At 73.8% G+C, this 17,516-nt stretch carries 13 protein-coding genes; 4 read left to right on the top strand and 9 right to left on the bottom strand.

The genetic code is table 11. The annotated features are described in order from the left end of the window. Positions 1-20: 20 nt before the first annotated feature. On the top strand, positions 21-1,595 hold the full coding sequence (locus G7072_RS18520) for a diacylglycerol kinase family protein (RefSeq protein WP_166089015.1): 1,575 nt from the start codon (positions 21-23) through the stop codon (positions 1,593-1,595). A gap of 93 nt (positions 1,596-1,688) precedes the next feature. On the opposite strand, the gene G7072_RS18515 is transcribed toward G7072_RS18520, so the two are convergent. From G7072_RS18515 to G7072_RS18500, 4 genes are all read right to left on the bottom strand, one after another. Next, complete coding sequence (locus tag G7072_RS18515) at positions 1,689-2,156, bottom strand: nitroreductase family deazaflavin-dependent oxidoreductase (protein ID WP_166089013.1); 468 nt, start codon at positions 2,154-2,156, stop codon at positions 1,689-1,691. Positions 2,157-2,243: 87 nt separating this feature from the next. Then, on the bottom strand, positions 2,244-2,669 hold the full coding sequence (locus G7072_RS18510; protein WP_166089011.1) for a DUF4446 family protein: 426 nt from the start codon (positions 2,667-2,669) through the stop codon (positions 2,244-2,246). Positions 2,670-2,815: 146 nt separating this feature from the next. Then, entirely contained in the window at positions 2,816-3,859 is a 1,044-nt protein-coding gene (pheA, locus tag G7072_RS18505) for a prephenate dehydratase (protein WP_240917049.1), read from the bottom strand. Positions 3,860-3,905: 46 nt separating this feature from the next. Continuing rightward, a complete protein-coding gene (locus G7072_RS18500) occupies positions 3,906-5,279 on the bottom strand; it encodes a YihY/virulence factor BrkB family protein (protein ID WP_206063203.1) in 1,374 nt (457 codons plus the stop codon). 458 nt (positions 5,280-5,737) lie between these two features. Between G7072_RS18500 and G7072_RS18495 the strand changes: the two genes are divergently transcribed. Further along, positions 5,738-7,162, top strand: a complete 1,425-nt coding sequence (locus G7072_RS18495) for a S8 family serine peptidase (RefSeq protein WP_166089009.1) — start codon at positions 5,738-5,740, stop codon at positions 7,160-7,162. A gap of 222 nt (positions 7,163-7,384) precedes the next feature. Here the strand turns inward: G7072_RS18495 and G7072_RS18490 are convergent, their stop codons facing one another. Together G7072_RS18490 and G7072_RS18485 are read right to left on the bottom strand one after the other, a co-directional pair. Beyond that, positions 7,385-8,365 (bottom strand): type IV toxin-antitoxin system AbiEi family antitoxin domain-containing protein, encoded by a 981-nt coding sequence (locus tag G7072_RS18490; protein ID WP_166089007.1) that lies wholly within the window; start codon positions 8,363-8,365, stop codon positions 7,385-7,387. A 174-nt stretch (positions 8,366-8,539) separates the two neighbouring features. Beyond that, a complete protein-coding gene (locus G7072_RS18485) occupies positions 8,540-10,732 on the bottom strand; it encodes an MMPL family transporter (RefSeq protein ID WP_166089005.1) in 2,193 nt (730 codons plus the stop codon). A gap of 107 nt (positions 10,733-10,839) precedes the next feature. On the opposite strand from G7072_RS18485, the gene G7072_RS18480 reads away from it, so the two are divergent. Further along, entirely contained in the window at positions 10,840-11,436 is a 597-nt protein-coding gene (locus G7072_RS18480; RefSeq protein ID WP_166089003.1) for a MarR family transcriptional regulator, read from the top strand. On the opposite strand, the gene G7072_RS18475 is transcribed toward G7072_RS18480, so the two are convergent. The 3 genes from G7072_RS18475 to G7072_RS18465 are packed head-to-tail and all read right to left on the bottom strand — an operon-like array spanning position 11,399 to position 16,028. Beyond that, on the bottom strand, positions 11,399-12,367 hold the full coding sequence (locus tag G7072_RS18475; protein WP_166089000.1) for a putative zinc-binding metallopeptidase: 969 nt from the start codon (positions 12,365-12,367) through the stop codon (positions 11,399-11,401). The genes G7072_RS18480 and G7072_RS18475 overlap by 38 nt on opposite strands. Positions 12,368-12,402: 35 nt before the next feature. Continuing rightward, the gene (locus G7072_RS18470) at positions 12,403-13,290 is read right to left on the bottom strand and encodes a transglutaminase family protein (protein WP_206063202.1); all 888 of its coding nucleotides are present in this window, start codon (positions 13,288-13,290) and stop codon (positions 12,403-12,405) included. Beyond that, entirely contained in the window at positions 13,287-16,028 is a 2,742-nt protein-coding gene (locus tag G7072_RS18465) for a circularly permuted type 2 ATP-grasp protein (RefSeq protein ID WP_166088998.1), read from the bottom strand. Before G7072_RS18465 ends, G7072_RS18470 begins: the two co-directional genes overlap by 4 nt. A 108-nt stretch (positions 16,029-16,136) precedes the next feature. Between G7072_RS18465 and G7072_RS18460 the strand changes: the two genes are divergently transcribed. Next, complete coding sequence (locus G7072_RS18460; protein WP_240917048.1) at positions 16,137-17,426, top strand: MFS transporter; 1,290 nt, start codon at positions 16,137-16,139, stop codon at positions 17,424-17,426. The last annotated feature ends 90 nt before the right edge of the window (positions 17,427-17,516 follow it).

The following is a 17,516-nucleotide window of genomic DNA, read 5'->3' as shown; positions in this document are numbered from 1 at the left end:
TCCAACTCGTCAGGAGTCGCATGTCGTTCGGTGCCGAGGTCCGGCGTCGTCTCCAGCTGGCGGTACTCGGCAGCGCCCTGGTGCTCGCCGTCCTGCTGGTCCTCGTCGCCGTGGAGGCGGGCGTCGTGCTCGACGCCGACCGGTGGATCGGTGAGCCGCTGGCGGGCCTCGCGGCCGACCACCCGTGGCTGGAGGACGTGGCGCACGTCGTGGCCCAGGTGACCCGTCCGATCTGGCTCAACGTGGTCGCTGTCGCCGTCGCGATGCTGCTCGTCGTGCGCGGGTTCCGCCGGCCGGCGACGTGGTTGGTGCTGGTGATGACCGGTTGCTGGACCAGCACGCTGCTGCTCAAGTGGCTGGTGGGCCGCGCCCGTCCCGAGTACGCGCTCGACAGCCTGCCCGACGGGTCCTTCCCGTCCGGCCACTCCTCGGCCATCGCGTGCGCCGCGGGGGTCACCCTGGTGCTCGCCACCCTCTTCGTCCGTCGCCGCAGCCAGCGCCGGATGGTGGCGGTGCTCGTCACGTCGGTCGCGGTGCTCGTCGGGGTGGACCGGCTCCTGCTCGGGGTGCACTGGCCCTCCGACGTGGTGGGCGGCTTCGCCCTCGGCGCGCTGTGGGTGCTGCTCGCCGCGGCGTACGCCGACCCCACGCCGCGCCCCGCCTCGGTCGCCCCGATGCCCAGCGCCCGGCCCGGCACCCGTCGGCTCGCGGTCATCCTCAACCCCATCAAGGTCGAGGACCCGGCCGCCTTCCGCGCGCTGGTCGACCGACGGGCCGGCGAGCTCGGCTGGTCCGAGCCCGTGTGGTTCGAGACCACCGTGGAGGACCCGGGCCGCTCCATGGCGCACGCCGCGGCCGTCGCGGACGCCGAGCTCGTCGTGGTCTGCGGCGGCGACGGCACAGTGCGCACCGTCTGCGCCGAGCTGGCCGGCACCGGCATCCCCGTCGGGGTGGTGCCCGCGGGCACCGGCAACCTGCTGGCGCGCAACCTGGCGCTGCCGCTCTACCTCAACGCCGCCGTCGAAGTCGCGCTCAACGGCCAGGACCGGGCGATCGACATCGTGCGGGTGGCCGGCGACGGGCTCGAGCCCGACGAGCACTTCCTCGTGATGGCGGGCATGGGCTTCGACGCCGCGATCATGGAGGGCGCCAACGAGCAGATCAAGGCCAAGGTGGGCTGGCTGGCCTACGTCGTGGCGGGGATGCGCAACCTCATGTTCCCGGCGGTCCGGGTGGACATCAGCCTCGACGACGAGCCGTTCACCCGCCACCGCGCGCGCACGATCGTCGTCGGCAACGTCGGGTTCCTGCAGGCCGGCCTCCCGCTGCTGCCCGACGCCACCATCGACGACGGCCGCATCGACGTGGTGCTGGTCAACCCCGCCCGGTTCCTGTCCTGGCTGCGCGTCGTCGTCCGCATCGTCGGGCGGCGCAAGAAGGTCGACGGCACGGTCAACCGGATGACCGGACGCAAGGTCGTCATCAAGGCCGCCCACGACACCCCGCGCCAGATCGACGGGGACGCCATCGGCGCCGGCACCGAGCTGATCTGCGAGTGCCTGCCCGGCCGGCTCCTCGTCCGCGTCCCGCGATGAGATTCCGTTCACAAGAACGTTCAGAACCCCTCGAACGTCGCTCGTCCGGACTTCTGAACGTTCTTGTGAACGACATGTGCACCCTTTCGCCGGCTAGCGCGGAGTGAGCTCGAAGACCTTGATCTGGCGATCGGTCTTGGACTCGTAGAGGCGGTAGTTCGGCCACGTCTCGACCATGTGGTCCCAGGCCGTCTGCCGCTCGGTGCCCTCGAGCCGACGGGCGTGCACGTCGTACGTGCGGCCCTTGACGGTGATCTGCGCGTCCGGGGTCGCCTCGAGGTTGACCACCCACACCGGCTGCTTCGGGCCCCCGAAGTTCGAGCCGGCGATCAGCCAGTCAGCCCCCCGCGGTACGGCGAGCAGCGGCGTCTCGCGCGGGATGCCGGACTTGCGGCCGACCACGGTGAGCTTGAGGTTCGGCAGGCCCGCGACGTCGAGGATCGTGACCCGCCCCCGGGACCACTTCTGGATGAACTTGTCCGTCGCGGTGATCTGCGGCAACAGCTTCGGCATGAAGGACCAGGAGCCGACCCGGACGGCCAGCGGCGTGAGGAGACCCATCGCCCCATCATCGAGGTGTCGGCGTCGTCGCGCCTGCAGAACCGGGCAGAGCGACGCCGTGCGTGGTCAGTCGGGCCGGGCGATGCCTCAGGAGGCGGCGTCGCCGCGGGCGCCGGTGACGGCGTCCTGCTCCTCGGGGCTCAGCTGCTGGTCGGAGGTCCACGCGTTGATGTTCTTGGCGTAGGTGCGCGCCTCGGAGCGGCCGTGGATCGAGGTCAGGACGACCCCCTCGCCGCTGTCGTCGAGCAGCGCCAGCGACCACGACAGCCGTCCGCCCATGTCACCGAAGGCGTCGTAGCGGACGAGCCCGATGCGGCGTACGGCGCCCGCGGCCTCCTGGCGCAGCGTCTCCACCTCGCCGCGGAGCCCGGCCAGGTCGAGCGGCAGCGGTGACGAGCGCGCCCCCCGCTTGCGCGCGGTGAGGGAGCGCTGGGTCGACAGGGCGATCACCAGCCCGAGCAGGCTGACGAGTCCGACGAGCACGACCAGGACGGTCAGGGAGGAGTTCGACATCGCCTCCGCAGCCTATCGGCGCGGACGCCGCTCAGCCGGACCCCGGCGGGCGCGTCCCCCCGGTGTTCACGCCTCGCCGCGCACCAGCCCCGCGGATGACCCGCGGATTATTCGCGGGACCCACCCCTGAGGGTGGGGCGAGGCGCTCAAGCGCCGTCGCGCAGCCGGGCCAGCCAGGCGGCGGCGTCCTCGAACTCCTCGTCGGTGGTGCCGGGGCGGATCGTCGGCGGCGTGCCGTCGTGCCGCTCGTAGGAGCCGAGGAAGCGGACGTCCGCGCACACCCGCCGCAGCCCCATGAGCGCCTCCCCGACGCGGCGGTCGGCGACGTGACCCTCGGCGTCGATGGAGAAGCAGTAGTTGCCGAGCGCGGCGCCGGTGGGCCGGGACTCGATGCGACTGAGGTTCACCCCGCGCATGGTCAGCTGCTCGAGGATCTCCAGCAGCGCGCCCGGGTGGTCGTCGCGCATGAAGGCGACGAGGCTGGTCTTGTCGCGGCCGGTCGGCGCCGTGGGCACCCCCGGCCGGGAGACCAGCACGAAGCGGGTGACGGCGTCGGGGTTGTCGGCCACGCCCGCGGCCAGGGTCTCGAGCGCATAGTGCTCGGCGGCCAGCGGGGCCGACACCGCCGCCTGCCACGGCGCCGGCGCGTCGTCGGAGGCGTGCGCCAGGGCGGCCGCGGCCGCTGCGGTCGAGGTGGCGTGGACGACCTCCGCGTGCGGCAGGTGCTGGGCCAGCCAGCCGCGGGTCTGGGCGGCGGCGTGCGGGTGGGTGCCGACGACCCGGACGTCCTCGGCGCGGGTGCCGGAGCGCACCAGCACGGAGAAGGCGACCGGCACCGTCATCTCGCGCACGATCATCAGCGGGCGTCCGGTGGCCAGCTCGTCGAGCGTGACCGGCACGGAGCCCTCGACCGAGTTCTCGATCGGGACGACGGCGGCGTCGGCCTCGCCGGACCGCACCGCGTCGAGCGCCACGATGACCGTCGAGCACGGCACCGGCTCGGCGTCGGCGGCGCCGGGGAGGCTCCGCAGCGCCTGCTCGGTGAAGGTGCCCTGGGGGCCGAGGTAGGCCACGCGGTGCCCCGGGGTCAGGACGCCATCGGGGGCGACCGGGGCCGGAGCCGAGGACGCGGCCGGCGCGGCAGGCACAGCGGCAGGCACAGCAGCAGGGGGCCGGGAGGGCGTGGTCACCGACCCAGGCTAGTGCGCCGCGTCCGGACGGGTGGGGCGGTGGCGGTCAGGCCGAGCCGCGTCGGATGAAGCGCCAGACGGCGGCGCCGACGACGGCCCCGGTCGCCCCGACGGCCACCAGCGGTCCCCGGGAGGCGGAGGCCGCCTGCGGGGACAGGGCGGTCGGCCCGCCCGTGGGTCCGGCGGCCGGGTGCGGTCGCGGCAGCTCACGGCGTACGGCGTGGCCGGGCTCGGCGCCCAGCGCGTCGTCGCCGGCCGCCGGGTCCTCGGAGCCGGTCGCGCCCGCTGCCGTGGCGCCCGGGCCGTCCCTGTCGTCCGAGTCGTCGGAGGTGTCGGAGCCGCTCGGGGCGGTCGCGCCGTCGGCGTCCGCGGCCTCGCGGATCTGGCGGCCGCGCTCGATGTCCTCGAGCTCCTTCTGGCGTGCCTTCTCGATGTTGCGGGTGTCACGGGCGGGCAGCTGCAGCTCTTCCTCAGCCACCATGCCGGCCTGGAGCTCGCGGCCCCGCTCCATCTCGGAGTCGATCTCGGCGCCGAAGAGCAGCGCGATGTTGGTGAGCCAGAGCCACAGCAGCGCCACGATGACGCCGGCCAGCGAGCCGTAGGTCTTGTCGTAGCTGCCGAAGTTGGCGACGTAGAAGGCGAAGGCCACGGACGCAAGGACCCAGATCACGATGGCGACGGCGGCGCCGACCGAGATCCACCGGAACTTCGGCTGCTGGACGTTCGGGGTGGCGTAGTAGAGCAGCGCCACGATGCACATGACGAGGAAGGCGAGCACCGGCCACTTGGCGATCCCCCAGATGAAGACGGCCTGGTCGCCGACACCCACGACGTCGCCGATTGCCTGGGCCACCGGTCCGGAGACCACGAGCATCACGAGCACGGTCGCGGTCAGGAAGACCCCGACGAGCGTGACGAGCAGCATCGTGGGGCGCAGCTTCCAGAAGGGGCGTCCCTCGGAGATCTCGTAGACGCGGTTCATCGCGCGGGAGAACGCGCCGACGTAGCCCGAGGCGGACCAGAGCGCTCCGGCGAGACCGGCGACGAACGTGAAACCGGCGGCCTGCGAGGACGCCATGCCCTCGAGGACGGGTCGGACGACGTTGTTCAGGGTGTCGCGCTCGACGAGGGGCCGCATGACGTCGATGACCGTGTCGATCGCCTCGTCCGCCTGCCCGATGAGGCCGAGCACCGAGGTCAGCGCGAGCAGCGCCGGGAAGATGGCGAGCACCGCGTAGTAGGTCAGCGCGGCGGCCTGGTCGGTGCACTGGTCGTCGCTGAATTCGCGGACGGCCTTGCGGGCGACGTACTTCCACGACCGCGCGTCGAGCTCGGTGGGCTTCTCCGGCTTCGCGGGGTGGTCGGGGTCGGGCGTGGCGTTCTCGTCGCGGTCCGTGCCCTGCGCCGTGGTCTCGGTCATGGGTCCAGCCTGTCCTGAGGTGGGGGGCACAAACGCTCGACGCGCTCGGGCACGCCCGGTGGGGAGCCGCGGGGTCCGGCGCGGAGGTACGACGACGGCGGTGCGCCGAGGTGCTCGGAGGGCCGGCGTTCCCGCCCAAGCGCGGGAACCCCGGCCACACCTTGTGATCTCCGCCCCGAGGGCGGGGCCACACGGTCGGACGTCCACTTCCGGCCGGTGGCGAAGGCCGGAACCCTGTCGCGGCGTGCACCCACGCCAGGTCCGGACCTTCGGAGCAAACGTACGTTTCGTCCCATCTCCTGCACTACACCCCTCGGGGTGAACGTACGACGGTGGGGCGGGTGTGACGGCAGAGGCGTCTGAGCCGGGCTTCCCCGCGTCGTCGTACTCGTGCGTAACCAAAAGCACGTCGGGACGTTGGTCCTGTGACCCCCGCCACCGAAGTCAGGAGACGCCTCATGCGGAAGCCCGTCCGCCTCTCACTCGGCCTGTCGCTCGCCGCCGCCCTCGGCGCGACGCTCGCCCTGCCCGGCACCCCGGCCAGCGCCGCCACCAACGCCCCGCTGCAGCCCTACCTCGCCGAGCAGCTCTCCGACCTCCGCCTGCTGGAGTCGACCACCGTGCTCGTGCACGGCGAGTCCCTTCAGGCGGCCAAGGACGCGGTCACCGCCTCCGGCATGAAGGCCTCCACCAGCTTCGACAAGATCGGCGTCGTCGTGGCGCGCGGCACCAAGGTGCAGATCACCGACGTCCGCAGCCAGCCCGGCGTGACCTACGTCGAGGGCAACCAGCCGATCGAGTTCGCGCAGTACACCTCCAACAAGGCCACCCGCGGCCAGGAGGCGCTCGACACGCTGACCGGCGTCGACGGCTCGCGCCTCGACGGCTCCGGCGTCAGCGTCGGCGTCATCGACTCCGGCGTCGACCCGAACCACCCCTACTTCGCCGAGGCGGACGGCTCCAGCGCCGTCGTGGCCAACAAGAAGGTCGCCTGCGACCCGTTCGAGCTCGCCTGCCAGGTCGTCGACGCCGGCCCCCTCGACACCGACACCCTGTCGGCCGGTGGCCACGGCACGCACGTGAACGGCATCGTGGCCGGCCGTGAGGTCACCGCCGGCGGTCAGCCGCTGCACGGTGCCGCCCCGGGCGCCAACCTGGTCTCGCTGTCCACCGGCGCGGTCCTCTTCATCGTCGGCGCCGACGCCGCCCTCAACTGGGTGCTCGAGAACCACGAGGCCCCCTGCGGCGAGGGCGTCTCGGCCGCCGAGTGCCCGCCGATCAAGGTCACCAACAACTCCTACGGCCCCTCGGGCGGCGGCGAGTTCGACCCCAACTCCGCGACCGTGAAGCTCCAGCGTGCGCTGGCCGCCGAGGGTGTCGTGACCGTCTGGGCCGCCGGCAACGACGGTGGCGACGGCTCCGAGTCGCTGACCAACCCGCCCGGGCAGGACCCGACCCCCGGCATCATCTCCGCGGCGTCGTACAACGACCTCGAGACCGGCACCCGCGACGGTGAGGTCTCCGAGTTCTCCTCGCGCGGCAAGGCCGGCCAGGCGCAGACCTACCCAGACATCTCGGCCCCCGGCGACACCATCACCTCGTCGTGCCGCATCTACCTGCCGATCTGCACCACCGGGCTCGACCCGGTCGACGGCGGCAACTACAACACCATCAGCGGTACGTCGATGGCGGCCCCGCACATCGCCGGCATCGTGGCCCAGCTGTTCGAGGACTCGCCCAACGCGACCCCGGCCCAGATCGAGAACGCCCTGAAGTCGACGGCGTACAAGTACTCGTTCGGAGCGCCGTACGAGAACGGCACCTCGTTCGACAAGGGCGCCGGCCTGGTCGACGTCGTGGCCGCGGCCAACGCCCTCAGCTGACCCTCCTCCACCCACCGACGCCCCGGCGTCCCCGAACGCGGCCCCGTCCCCCTGCAGGACGGGGCCGCTTCGCGTCCCACGGGCCCCAGGAGTGGCGTGGTTTCACCAGGTACCTAGTGAAACCGACAGCCCAGCGGCTTAGGTGGTGGCTGGACAGGCGTATGACCTGTTCAGGCACCACCTAAGAGCGCCCGAGCATCAGCCGACCTCACGGCATCGGCCCTACGCGGCCAGGTTCTGGTCGAACCAGAGCGGTGCCTCGCAGCCCGGTCGGCATCCGTGCACGCGCCCGGTCCATCCCATCCGTCGCAGCAGGACCCCAACCATCCCCGCCGTGCGGCACGGCCGGCCGGCGCACTGGCCCCACCCGAGCCGCGCCGTCTCCGCCCCGTGCTCGATCCGGGCCAGCAGGTCTCGTTCGAGGTCGCGGTCCCGTTGCCGCGCGGACTGGTGGAACCCTCGACCGTCGAGCTCGAGGACCAGCAGCCGACCGGCGAGCAGGTAGAGCACGTCCCGGTAGACCACGCCGTCGCGCGTGCGGTGCCGCAGCTGGCGGATCGCCTGGGGCAGACCGTGCGGACGCTCCACGTCGCAGAGGTACCTCCGCTCCAGGGCCGAGGTCGCGCCCGCCGCCAGGTCCCCGAGGACATCGACGAGCAGGTCCCGGTGACGCACGCGTCGACGTGACCGGACGGTCGAGAGCAGGCGGTCGGGGCTGGTGCAGCGCCCCTGGACCACCCGAGACACCTCGGCCACGACGTCGTCGACCCGGTCCAGCCGGGCCACCACGTCGAGCACTGCCTCGTCGTACCGAATCCGTGGCGGCGCCCCGACCTGGGTGCGGGCGGCGACGTGCGCGCTCCGTCGTACGACGACTCCGGGCCGGTCGAGGAGCCGGCGGTCCTTGACCACGGCGATCTCGATGACGCCCGACCGGTGGGGCGAGCCCGGACCCTCGACCACGGCGAGCGCGGAGGAGTGGCTCAGCACGGCCGGCCATCCCCACAGCACGGCCGCCCAGGCGCGTTGGTCCCACGACGGCGTCCCGGTGTGGTCGACGTAGACGCCCGGGTGGATCGCGGCCAGCTCGTTGCGTCGCAGCAGCCGCTCCACGTTCTCGGCCGTGAGGCCGACTGCCAGGGCCTGTCGCCGGGCCACCACACCGTCCTGCCCCTCGAGCACAGGGAGCAGCCGGCGATCCATGTCTCGCACCCTGCACCAGCCACGAGGACCAGCGGCAACGTCGGCGGTGACCTGGGGACAACCATGCGGATGACGCCACCTCGGTGGTGGCTGGACAGGTCATATGCCTGTCCAGCCACCACCGAGCGCGGGATCAGACCGAGCGGACAGCCCCATCGCTGCGGACGAGCCGAGCTAGGAGCGGCCGGCGGCGACGGGGGTGGGGTCGGGCTCGGGGGCCGCCGCGGAGGAGATCCGGCGGGGCCACCAGAACCGGTCCCCCAGGAGTACGGCGATCGCCGGCACCAGCACGGTCCGCACCACCAGGGTGTCGAGGAGCACCCCGACGCAGATGATGACGCCGAGCTGGGCCAGCACGACCAGCGGCAGCACGCCGAGGACGGCGAAGACGGCCGCCAGCAGGATGCCAGCGCTGGTGATGACCCCGCCGGTGGCGGTCAGCGCCCGCAGCATGCCCTCGCGGGCACCGTGCTCGCGCGCCTCCTCGCCGGCCCGGGTCACCAGGAAGATGTTGTAGTCCACCCCCAGCGCGACGAGGAACAGGAACGCCAGCAACGGCACCCCGACGTCCAGCCGCTCGAACCCGAACACCTGTGTGAAGAGCAGCCATGAGGCCCCCAGCGCCGCGAGGTAGGTGCCGACCACGCTGGCCACCAGGATGATCGGCGCCACGACCGAGCGGAGCAGGGCGCCCAGGGCGATCAGCACCAGTCCGAGGATCAGCGGGATCAGCAGCAGCCGGTCGCGGTCGGACGCCGCCTGCTGGTCGACGCGCTCCGCCTCGGTGCCGCCCACGGAGCCGTCGTCGCCGAGCTCGTCGCGCAGTGCCTCGACGGTGGCGCCGGCCTCGTCGCTGCCCGGCTCGGCCGACAGCACGACGTCGAGGCGGTTCACGCCCTCGGCAGACCCGGCGGGCCGCACGGAGTCGACGCCGGCGACGGTCCCGAGCGCGGCGGCCACCTCCTCGGCCGGTCGGTCGGTGAGCACGACGGTCGGGTCGGAGCTGCCGGCCGGGAAGGACTCGCCCAGCCGCTCGGCGGCCACGATCGCCTCGGGTGTCTCGAGGAACTGGTCGGCCTCGGACAGGCCGGTCTCGATGCGCAGCGTGCCCAGCGCCATGACGGCCAGCACGGCGGTCACCACGCCGGCCAGCACGACCGGCCGGCGTGAGACCTGGTCGCCGACGCGGCGCCACAGCGAGCGGGTGTCGACCAGCGCGGGCTCCCCGAGGTGCGGCACGCGCGGCCAGAACACCCAGCGGCCGACGAGCACGAGCGTGAAGGGCAGGAACACCAGGGCCGCCAGGGCGGCGATCACCACGCCGACCGCGCACGCCAGGCCGAGCCCGCGGGTGGTCGGGAACGCCGACAGCAGCAGGATCAGCAGGCCGACCACGACGGTGGTGGCGCTGGCCAGCACCGGCTCGACCGTACGACGCACCGTGGTCCGCATCGCGGCGTACCGGTCCTCGTGCCGTCGCAGCTCGTCGCGGTAGCGGGAGATGAGCAGCAGCGCGTAGTCCGTGCCGGCACCGAAGACCAGCACCGAGAGGATGCCCACCGTCGACTCGTCCCACGCCACGCCGAAGACGTCGAGCACCTGGGTCGACAGGGCCGCGGCGGCACGGTCGGCGAGCCCGACGACCGTGAGCGGGATCAACCAGAGCACCGGGCTCCGGTAGGTCAGGATCAGCAGGATGGCCACCACCGTGGCCGTGGCGCCCAGCAGCCGGAAGTCCGCGCCGTCGAAGACCGCGGCCAGGTCGGCCTGGATCGCGGCCGGGCCCGTGACCTCGGCGGTGACGCCGTCGGGCACGTCCGCGTCGAGGGCCTCACGCAGGTCGCCCACCTGCTCGGCGATCTCGGTGGCGCCCGCGCCCTGGACGCCGATGATCCCGATCGCTGCGGTGCCGTCCTCGCTGGGCACCAACGTCGTGGTCGGGTCGCCTTCCGGCGCCCCCGAGCCCGCTCCCGAGCCCGCCCCCGAGCCCGCTCCGGTCGAGCCCGCCTCGGAGCCCGACCCGGCTCCGGATCCCGCTCCGGCGTCCGCCCCGGACCCGGCGGCCGGGTCGGCGAAGTCGCCCGCCACCTGGGCGAAGAGGTCCTGGGCCGCCCCGAGCTGCGCCTTGCTCAGCGCCGAGTCGGCGGAGAACAGCACGATGGCGACGCTGTCGTCGCCCTGCGGGAAGGCCTCGAGCGCCGCGGTGACCTCGGTGCTCGCGTAGCCGTCGGGCAGGGCGTCGGTCGGGGTCGGCTCACGCTCGGCCTCCCCCACCCCGATGATGGCGAACAGGGCCAGGAGGAGGCCCACCACGGGCACGACCAGGGCGCGCCGGGGTCGGAGGGCAGCGTCGAGGAGCCGGGACATCGATTCTCCGCAAGGTCGGCCGTCGGCGGACCGACGGGATACATTTACTTCCAGCATCGAAGTGTATGTACTTCGACCGTCGAAGTAAACCCGGAGGGAGGTGACCCGTGGACCGCAGCACCGAGCAGCCAGCCCCGTCGCCCACCCCGCCGGCCCCCGACGCCCCCGACGCCCCCGACGCCGACGCCGACGCCCCCGACGTCCCCGAGCTCCCGGCCTACGAGGGGTTCGCGCTCGACGACCGCACCTCCGTGGTCGAGCGCCTGCGCCGGCTGCAGATCGAGCTCGACCAGTTCGTCGACGTCTTCGCCCGCCGCCACACCATGCACCGCACCGACCTCGACGCCCTCGGTCACCTCTGGGAGGCGGAGGTCGCCGGCAGCCCGTTGACCCCGACCCGCCTCTCGGCCTCGCTCCACCTCAGCCCGGCGGCCACGTCGGCCTCGCTGGACCGGCTGCAGCGCGCCGGTCACGTCGTACGCCGTCACGACCCGGACGACCGGCGCCGCACCTTCGTGACGCTGAGCGCAGAGGCGCGCACCCTGTCCGGTCAGTTCTTCCAGCCGCTGGCGCAGCGGATGCGCGAGGCGCTGGCCGACTTCTCCGACGAGGACGTCGCCACGATCGACCGCGCACTGAGCGCGCTGACCGAGGCGACCTCGGCGCTCACGAAGGAGATCCGGCCTCCCGCACCAGGTCGTTGACCCACGCCAGCTTGTCGACGACCGCCGGCGGCAGCGTGAAGGGGTAGAGGTCACCCTCCCCCAGCGCCCGGTTCATCTGGTTCAGCGCGATGGCCAGCGGGGTCCAGGTGCCGACCACGACGTCGGCGAAGCGGCGTACGGCGAGGCTGGGGTCGACCGTGAGCCCGAAGTGGTGGGCGGTGTCGAGAGCCTCGGTGATGTGCAGGACGTGGGCGAAGGTCTCGGCGAAGTCCTCCCACGGGTGCATCGTGGCGTAGGCCGAGACGTAGCGCTCCTCCCAACCGGCCGGCGGCCCCTCCGCGTAGTGGCGGTCGATCTCGCCCTGGTAGTCCAGCGTCTCGTCGCCGAACACCTCCCGGCAGGCCTCGTTGCCGCCGCGGTCGTCGACCAGCACCTGCCAGTAGTAGTGACCGATCTCGTGGCGGAAGTGACCCAGCAGGGTGCGGTAGGCCTCGCCGAGGTCGGCCTTGACCTGCTCGCGGTGGACGGTGTCGCCCTCGGCCAGGTCAAGCGTGATCACGCCGTCCGCGTGCCCGGTGATCACGTTCTCCTCCACGCTCGACAGCAGGTCGAACGTGACCCCGCGCCCGGTGCTCTCGTCGCGCGGCTCCAGCGGCAGCCCGAGCCCGTCGAGCTCGTAGACCATGCGACGCTTGGACTGCTCGGCCAGGTAGTACTGCGGCAGCCCCTCGAGGTCGCCGTCGGCGGGCCGCGTCCGGGTCAGCGAGCACGCGAAGCACTGCTCGCCGGCGACGTCGGGGATCCAGTTGCAGCCGTTGAGGTCGAGGTTCACGCACGGCCGGAAGTCGTCGCCCAGCAGGAGCAGGTCGCGCTCGACACGGGAGTAGCCGACGGCCGCGCCGCACGCGACGCAGACGGAGTTCTCGAAGTAGAGGGTCTGACCGCAGCCGCGGCAGGAGAAGGAGCGCATGGGCCGATGCTCCCCCTCCGGCGGCCGTCCAACCGTCAGGCGGGGGCCACGTCGACGGTGACCGCCATCGTCGACGTGCGGGCCTCGGTGAAGATGACGCCCTTGACGGGCGGTACGTCGCCGTAGTCGCGTCCCCAGGCCACGGTGACGTGCCGGTCGGCCACGACGCAGTCGTTGGTGGGGTCGACCGCCAGCCACGTCGACTCCCCGCGCGGGCCCGGCACCCAGCAGGCCAGCCAGGCGTGCGTGGCGTCCGCCCCGACCACCCGCTCGCGCCCCGGCGGCGGGTCGGTGGCCAGGTAGCCGCTGACGTAGCGCGCCGCCAGCCCCAGCCCGCGCAGCCCGGCGATGGTCATGTGCGCGAAGTCCTGGCAGACCCCGCGCCGGCGCGCCAGCACGTCGGGCACCCGGGTGGACACGTCGGTGCTGCCGGGGTCGTAGTCGACGTCGGCGTGCACCCGTGACACCAGGTCGAGCAGTCCTTCGACCACGCTGCGGCCGGGTGGGAACGACGCCGCGGCGTACGTCGCGACGTCGGCGTCGAGGTCGACCAGGGGCGACGCGACGGCGTACTCCGCGGCGAGCGCGGCCTCCGGAAGGTCGCGGCGCTGACTCGGCCGGCACCGCTCCCACGCCGGCGGGTCGGACGGCAGCGCGCCCGTCCCGGCGCACTCCACGACGCTGCGGGCGGTGACGACCAGCCGCCGGTGCGGCTCGGTGACGTGAAAGTACGTCGACCGGTTGCCCTCGACGTCCTCGTGCTCGCCGAGGTCGGCGTGGCCGGGATCGGTCCCGAGCTCGTGCTCCAGCACCCGCTGGTCGGCGAGGTCGCGCGGGCGGCACAGCACCAGGCCGTAGCTGTCGGTGACCGCGTCGTCGTAGGAGTACGTCGTGCGGTGGTCGATCGTGTAGCGCCGCGTCACCTCGGCACCTCCTCGGACGGCGGCCCCGCCGGTGAGTCCGGGCGCAGGGACGGGCCCCCGGCCTCGGCCGAGCCCGAGGAGGAGCCCAGTAAGGAGCCCAGGGACGAGCCCAGCCGACGGGGGGCGAGCGGCGGGGCGAAGAACGCGGCCGCCAGCCCGTCGGCCACCAGCCGCAGCCGGGTGCGCACCCGCTCGACGAGGGCGACCAGCTCGTCGCGGTGCTCGGAGAACAGCTCGTCGGTGTCGGTCAGCCGCGGGTAGGACGCTGCCAGGCTCCGGGCGCTACGGGCGGCGAGGTCGGCGCCCGCCTCCTCCAGCGTGGTGAGCAGGTCCCGGAGCTCGCGGGTGTCGGCGCCCGGCAGGCGGGACACCACCGACCGGACCCGGGCGACCTGGAAGGCCACCGACCGGGGGTTGGCGCCGTCGAGCAGCATCAGCTCCAGCATCGACTCCACCCCGTCGTGGCCGGCGTAGCGGCGGCGGTGGGTGACCACGCTCTCGCCGGCCGTCAGCACCGCGGCGACGAGGTGCCGCTCGACGGCGGGCGGGTGGACGTCCCCGGACACCCAGCGGATGAGGTCGGTGGTCTGCAGCGCCCGCTCCAGGCCCCGGCCCGCGTCGAGCAGCTGCCACCCGACGTCGCGGACCATGTTCTCCGCGGTGATCCCGGCCAGGGCGAGCGTGCCCGACAGCACCTGCACGGCCGCCTCCCGCAGCTGCGAGCCGACGTCGCGGGCCGCGACGCCGCCACCGGCCCCCTTCCCGGCCCCGTCCTCGGCGCCGTGATCGGCCCCGTGATCGGCGAGGCCGGCGCGGGCACGCTCGATGCCGCCCAGCACGGTGAAGACGTCGAGCGAGAGCTGGTCGCGCACGGAGCCGGCTGCCCCGACCGCACCGTCGAGCGACTGCGCCACCGACCCCGCCCGGTCACCGTCGAGGAACAGCGCACGCAGCTCGTCGTCCACCACGGCGTCCCGCAGCTCGGCCCGGTCGGTTAGCCCGGGGTAGGTGCCGGTGGTGTGCGTGAGCGCGCGGGCCAGCACGTCGACGGCCCCGCGGGCCGGGTCCAGCCGGGCGAAGGGGAAGTCGTCGAGCAGGGCGCGCAGCACCAGGACGTGGCGGGTGGTGGCCTCGGCCCGCTCGGTGTAGCGACCCAGCCAGAACAGGTTCTCCAGCGCCCACGGCACGACCGGGACGACGCCCGCGCGCACCGGGACCGGCTCGGCCTCGGTCGCCGCCGGGGCGGCGGGACCCGCCTCGGCGCCGCCGGGCTTGAGGACCCAGACGTCCTTGCTCAGCACCAGCCCGTCGCGCCGGCCGCTCGTCGGGTTGACGCCGGCCGGCACGATGCGGCCCAGGGCGCCGGGCATGACGGCGTACGAGCCCTGCCGGGCGACGGCGAAGGTGCGCAGCGTCAGGGGGCGCGCGTCGAGGCCGGAGCCGGCCACGGTCGGGGTGGTCGACAGGGGCAGCACCTCCTGCCCGACCCACGCGGAGGTCTCGCGGGCGAGGCGGCTGCGCCAGCGGTCCCGCTGGGCGGAGGTCAGACCGGGGCCGTAGACCCCGCGCCCCTGCGCGGGGTCGGCCGGGCGCAGCACGAGCCGGTCGAGGTGCTCGGACACGTAGGCGAGCCCGAGCGGGTCGCCGCACCACCACACCGGAGCCGAGGGGAGCCGCAGCGGCTCGTCGAGCAGCGCCTCGCACAGGGCCGGCAGGAAGGCGGCCAGGGCCGGGGACTCGACGAGGCCGGCGCCGAGGGCGTTCGCGGTGACGAGCGACCCGCGCCGCGCCGCCTCCAGCAGGCCCGGTACGCCGAGCTCGGAGTCGGGCCGCAGCTCGAGGGGGTCGCACCAGTCGTCGTCGACCCGTCGCAGCACGACGTCCACCGGCCGTCGGTCGCCGAGCTCGCGGGTCCAGACCCGACCGTCGCGCATGACCAGGTCGGCGCCGGTGACGAGCGGGAAGCCGAGGAGCGAGGCGACGTGGGCCTGGTCGAACGCCGTCTCGCTCCAACGCCCCGGTGTCAGCACCACCACGCGGGGGTCCTCGACCCCGTCGGGGGCTTGGTCCGCGAGGGCGTCGCGCAGCTGGTTGAAGAAGCTCGTCAGCCGGCGCAGCTCGGCGCGTCGGTAGGCGTCCGGCAGCAGGCGCGCCACGACCCGGCGGTTCTCCATGGCGTAGCCGAGGCCCGACGGCGCCTGGGTCCGGTCGGCCACCGCCACCCACCGTCCGGCGGCGTCGCGACCCAGGTCGGTCGCCGCCACCACCACGCGGGGTCGGTCGGCGGGGTGGGTGCCCCAGGCCGCCCGCTGGTAGGCACCGTGCTGCCACACCAGCTCGTGCGGCAGCAGCCCGGAGGTGAGCAGCCGGCGCGCGCCGTACAGGTCGGCGAGGACGGCCTCCAGGAGGAGGGCGCGCTGCGCGACGCCGCGCTCGATGCCGGCCCACTCCTCGGCCGCGACCACGGTCGGCAGCGGGTCGAGGCGCCACCGCGAGCCCAGGGCCCCGGGCCGCCCCGGGACACGACGAGGCTCGCCGGACGACCCGCGGGCGGGCAGCGGGTGGTAGGTGACGCCGTCGTCCTCGAGCAGCCGGGCGGCCATGCCGCGCGCGGTCCGCAGCCCCTCCGCGTCGAAGGCCTCGAGCGCCAGCGCGTCCCAGCCGGGCCGCGGCACCCCGTCGGGCCCGAGCAGCTCGTCGAAGGGGGACCGCTCGTGGCCCCGGTAGTCGGCAAGCACGCGCTCACCCTAGGGCCTGGCCGGTGGCCGGCGGGTGGGCGGCGGGTGGGCGGCGGGTGGGCGGGAATCGTGTGGACCGCGCCCCGGCTGCGGTGCCAGCATGCTCGGGTGGGGTGGCGGGAGCGGCTGCGCGACGTGCGCATGGACGTGACGCCGCTGCGGACGTCCCGCGACTTCCGGCTGCTCTTCGCCGCGGGCACGGTCTTCTACTTCGGCGCGATGGTCACCTACGTCGCCATCCCCTACCAGCTCTACACGCTGACCGGCTCGAACGCCGCGGTCGGCCTGCTGGGCATGGTCGAACTGGTGCCGATCCTCGTCGGCGGGCTGTACGGCGGGGCGCTGGCCGACCACGTCGACCGCAAGCGGCTGCTGGTCTCGACCGGCCTCGTGCAGGCCGTCGCCACCGCAGCGCTGGCCGTCAACGCGGCGAGCGCCGACACCGCCGTCTGGCCGCTCTACGCCCTGGGCTTCGTGCTCGCGACGACGAGCGCCCTTCAGCGCCCCTCCCGGGAGGCGCTGCTGCCGCGCACGGTGCCGCACGAGCAGATCCTGGCCGCGAACGCCCTGGGCAGCATGGGCATGCAGATCGGTCTCTTCACCGGACCGGCGCTGGGGGGCGTGCTCATCGCCACGGCCGGTCCTGCGTGGTGCTACGCCGTGGACGCGGCCGGACTGCTGGTGGCCTCCGCCATGTTCGCCGCGATGCGCCCCTACCCGCACCGCGACGAGACGACGGCGCCGAGCTGGTCCGGCATCGTCGACAGCGTCCGGTACGCCGTCTCGCGGCGCGACCTGCTCGGCACCTACCTCGTCGACATCGCCGCGATGCTGCTGGCCATCCCGGTGGTGCTGTTCCCGGCGCTGGCCGAGGACGTCTTCGAGCGGCCCGAGCTGCTGGGCCTGCTCTACACGGCTGAGACCCTCGGCGCCGCGGTGGCGACCCTCACGAGCGGGTGGGCCGCGCGGGTGCACCACCACGGGCGCGCGATCGTGGTGGCCGCGGCGGCGTACGGCGGGTGCATCGCGCTCGCCGGGCTGGCGCCCTCGATCTGGGTGGCGATGCTGTTCCTGGCCTTCGCCGGCGGGGCCGACATGGTCTCAGCGCTGTTCCGCGGGACCGTGTGGAACCAGACGATCCCCGAAAGCATGCGCGGCCGGATGGCCGGCATCGAGATGCTGTCCTACTCCCTCGGCCCGCTCGGCGGGCAGGTCCGCGCCGGGCTGGTGGCCGACGCGTGGTCGGTCCGGGGGTCGATCGTCAGCGGCGGGCTGGGCTGCGTGGTCGGGGTCGCGGCCACCGCGGCGTACCTGCGGGACTTCTGGTCCTACGACGAGCGGACCGACCCGCACGCGGTGGCCGAGCGGGAGCGCCGGGCGTCCCACGGCCCCGGGTGACAGGCGGGCCGCGCGGGGCGCACGCGTCGCACGTGCCGGAGGTGCTGTGCCCTCCTTCACGTTCGCTGGCAGCCGGAAGAGGGAACTGTC

It is taken from the genome of Nocardioides sp. HDW12B, from assembly GCF_011299595.1.
In the GTDB taxonomy this organism is placed as follows: Bacteria; Actinomycetota; Actinomycetes; order Propionibacteriales; family Nocardioidaceae; genus Marmoricola_A.
Note: the sequence above shows the minus strand (reverse complement) of the source record. Positions and strands in the feature narration are given on the sequence as shown.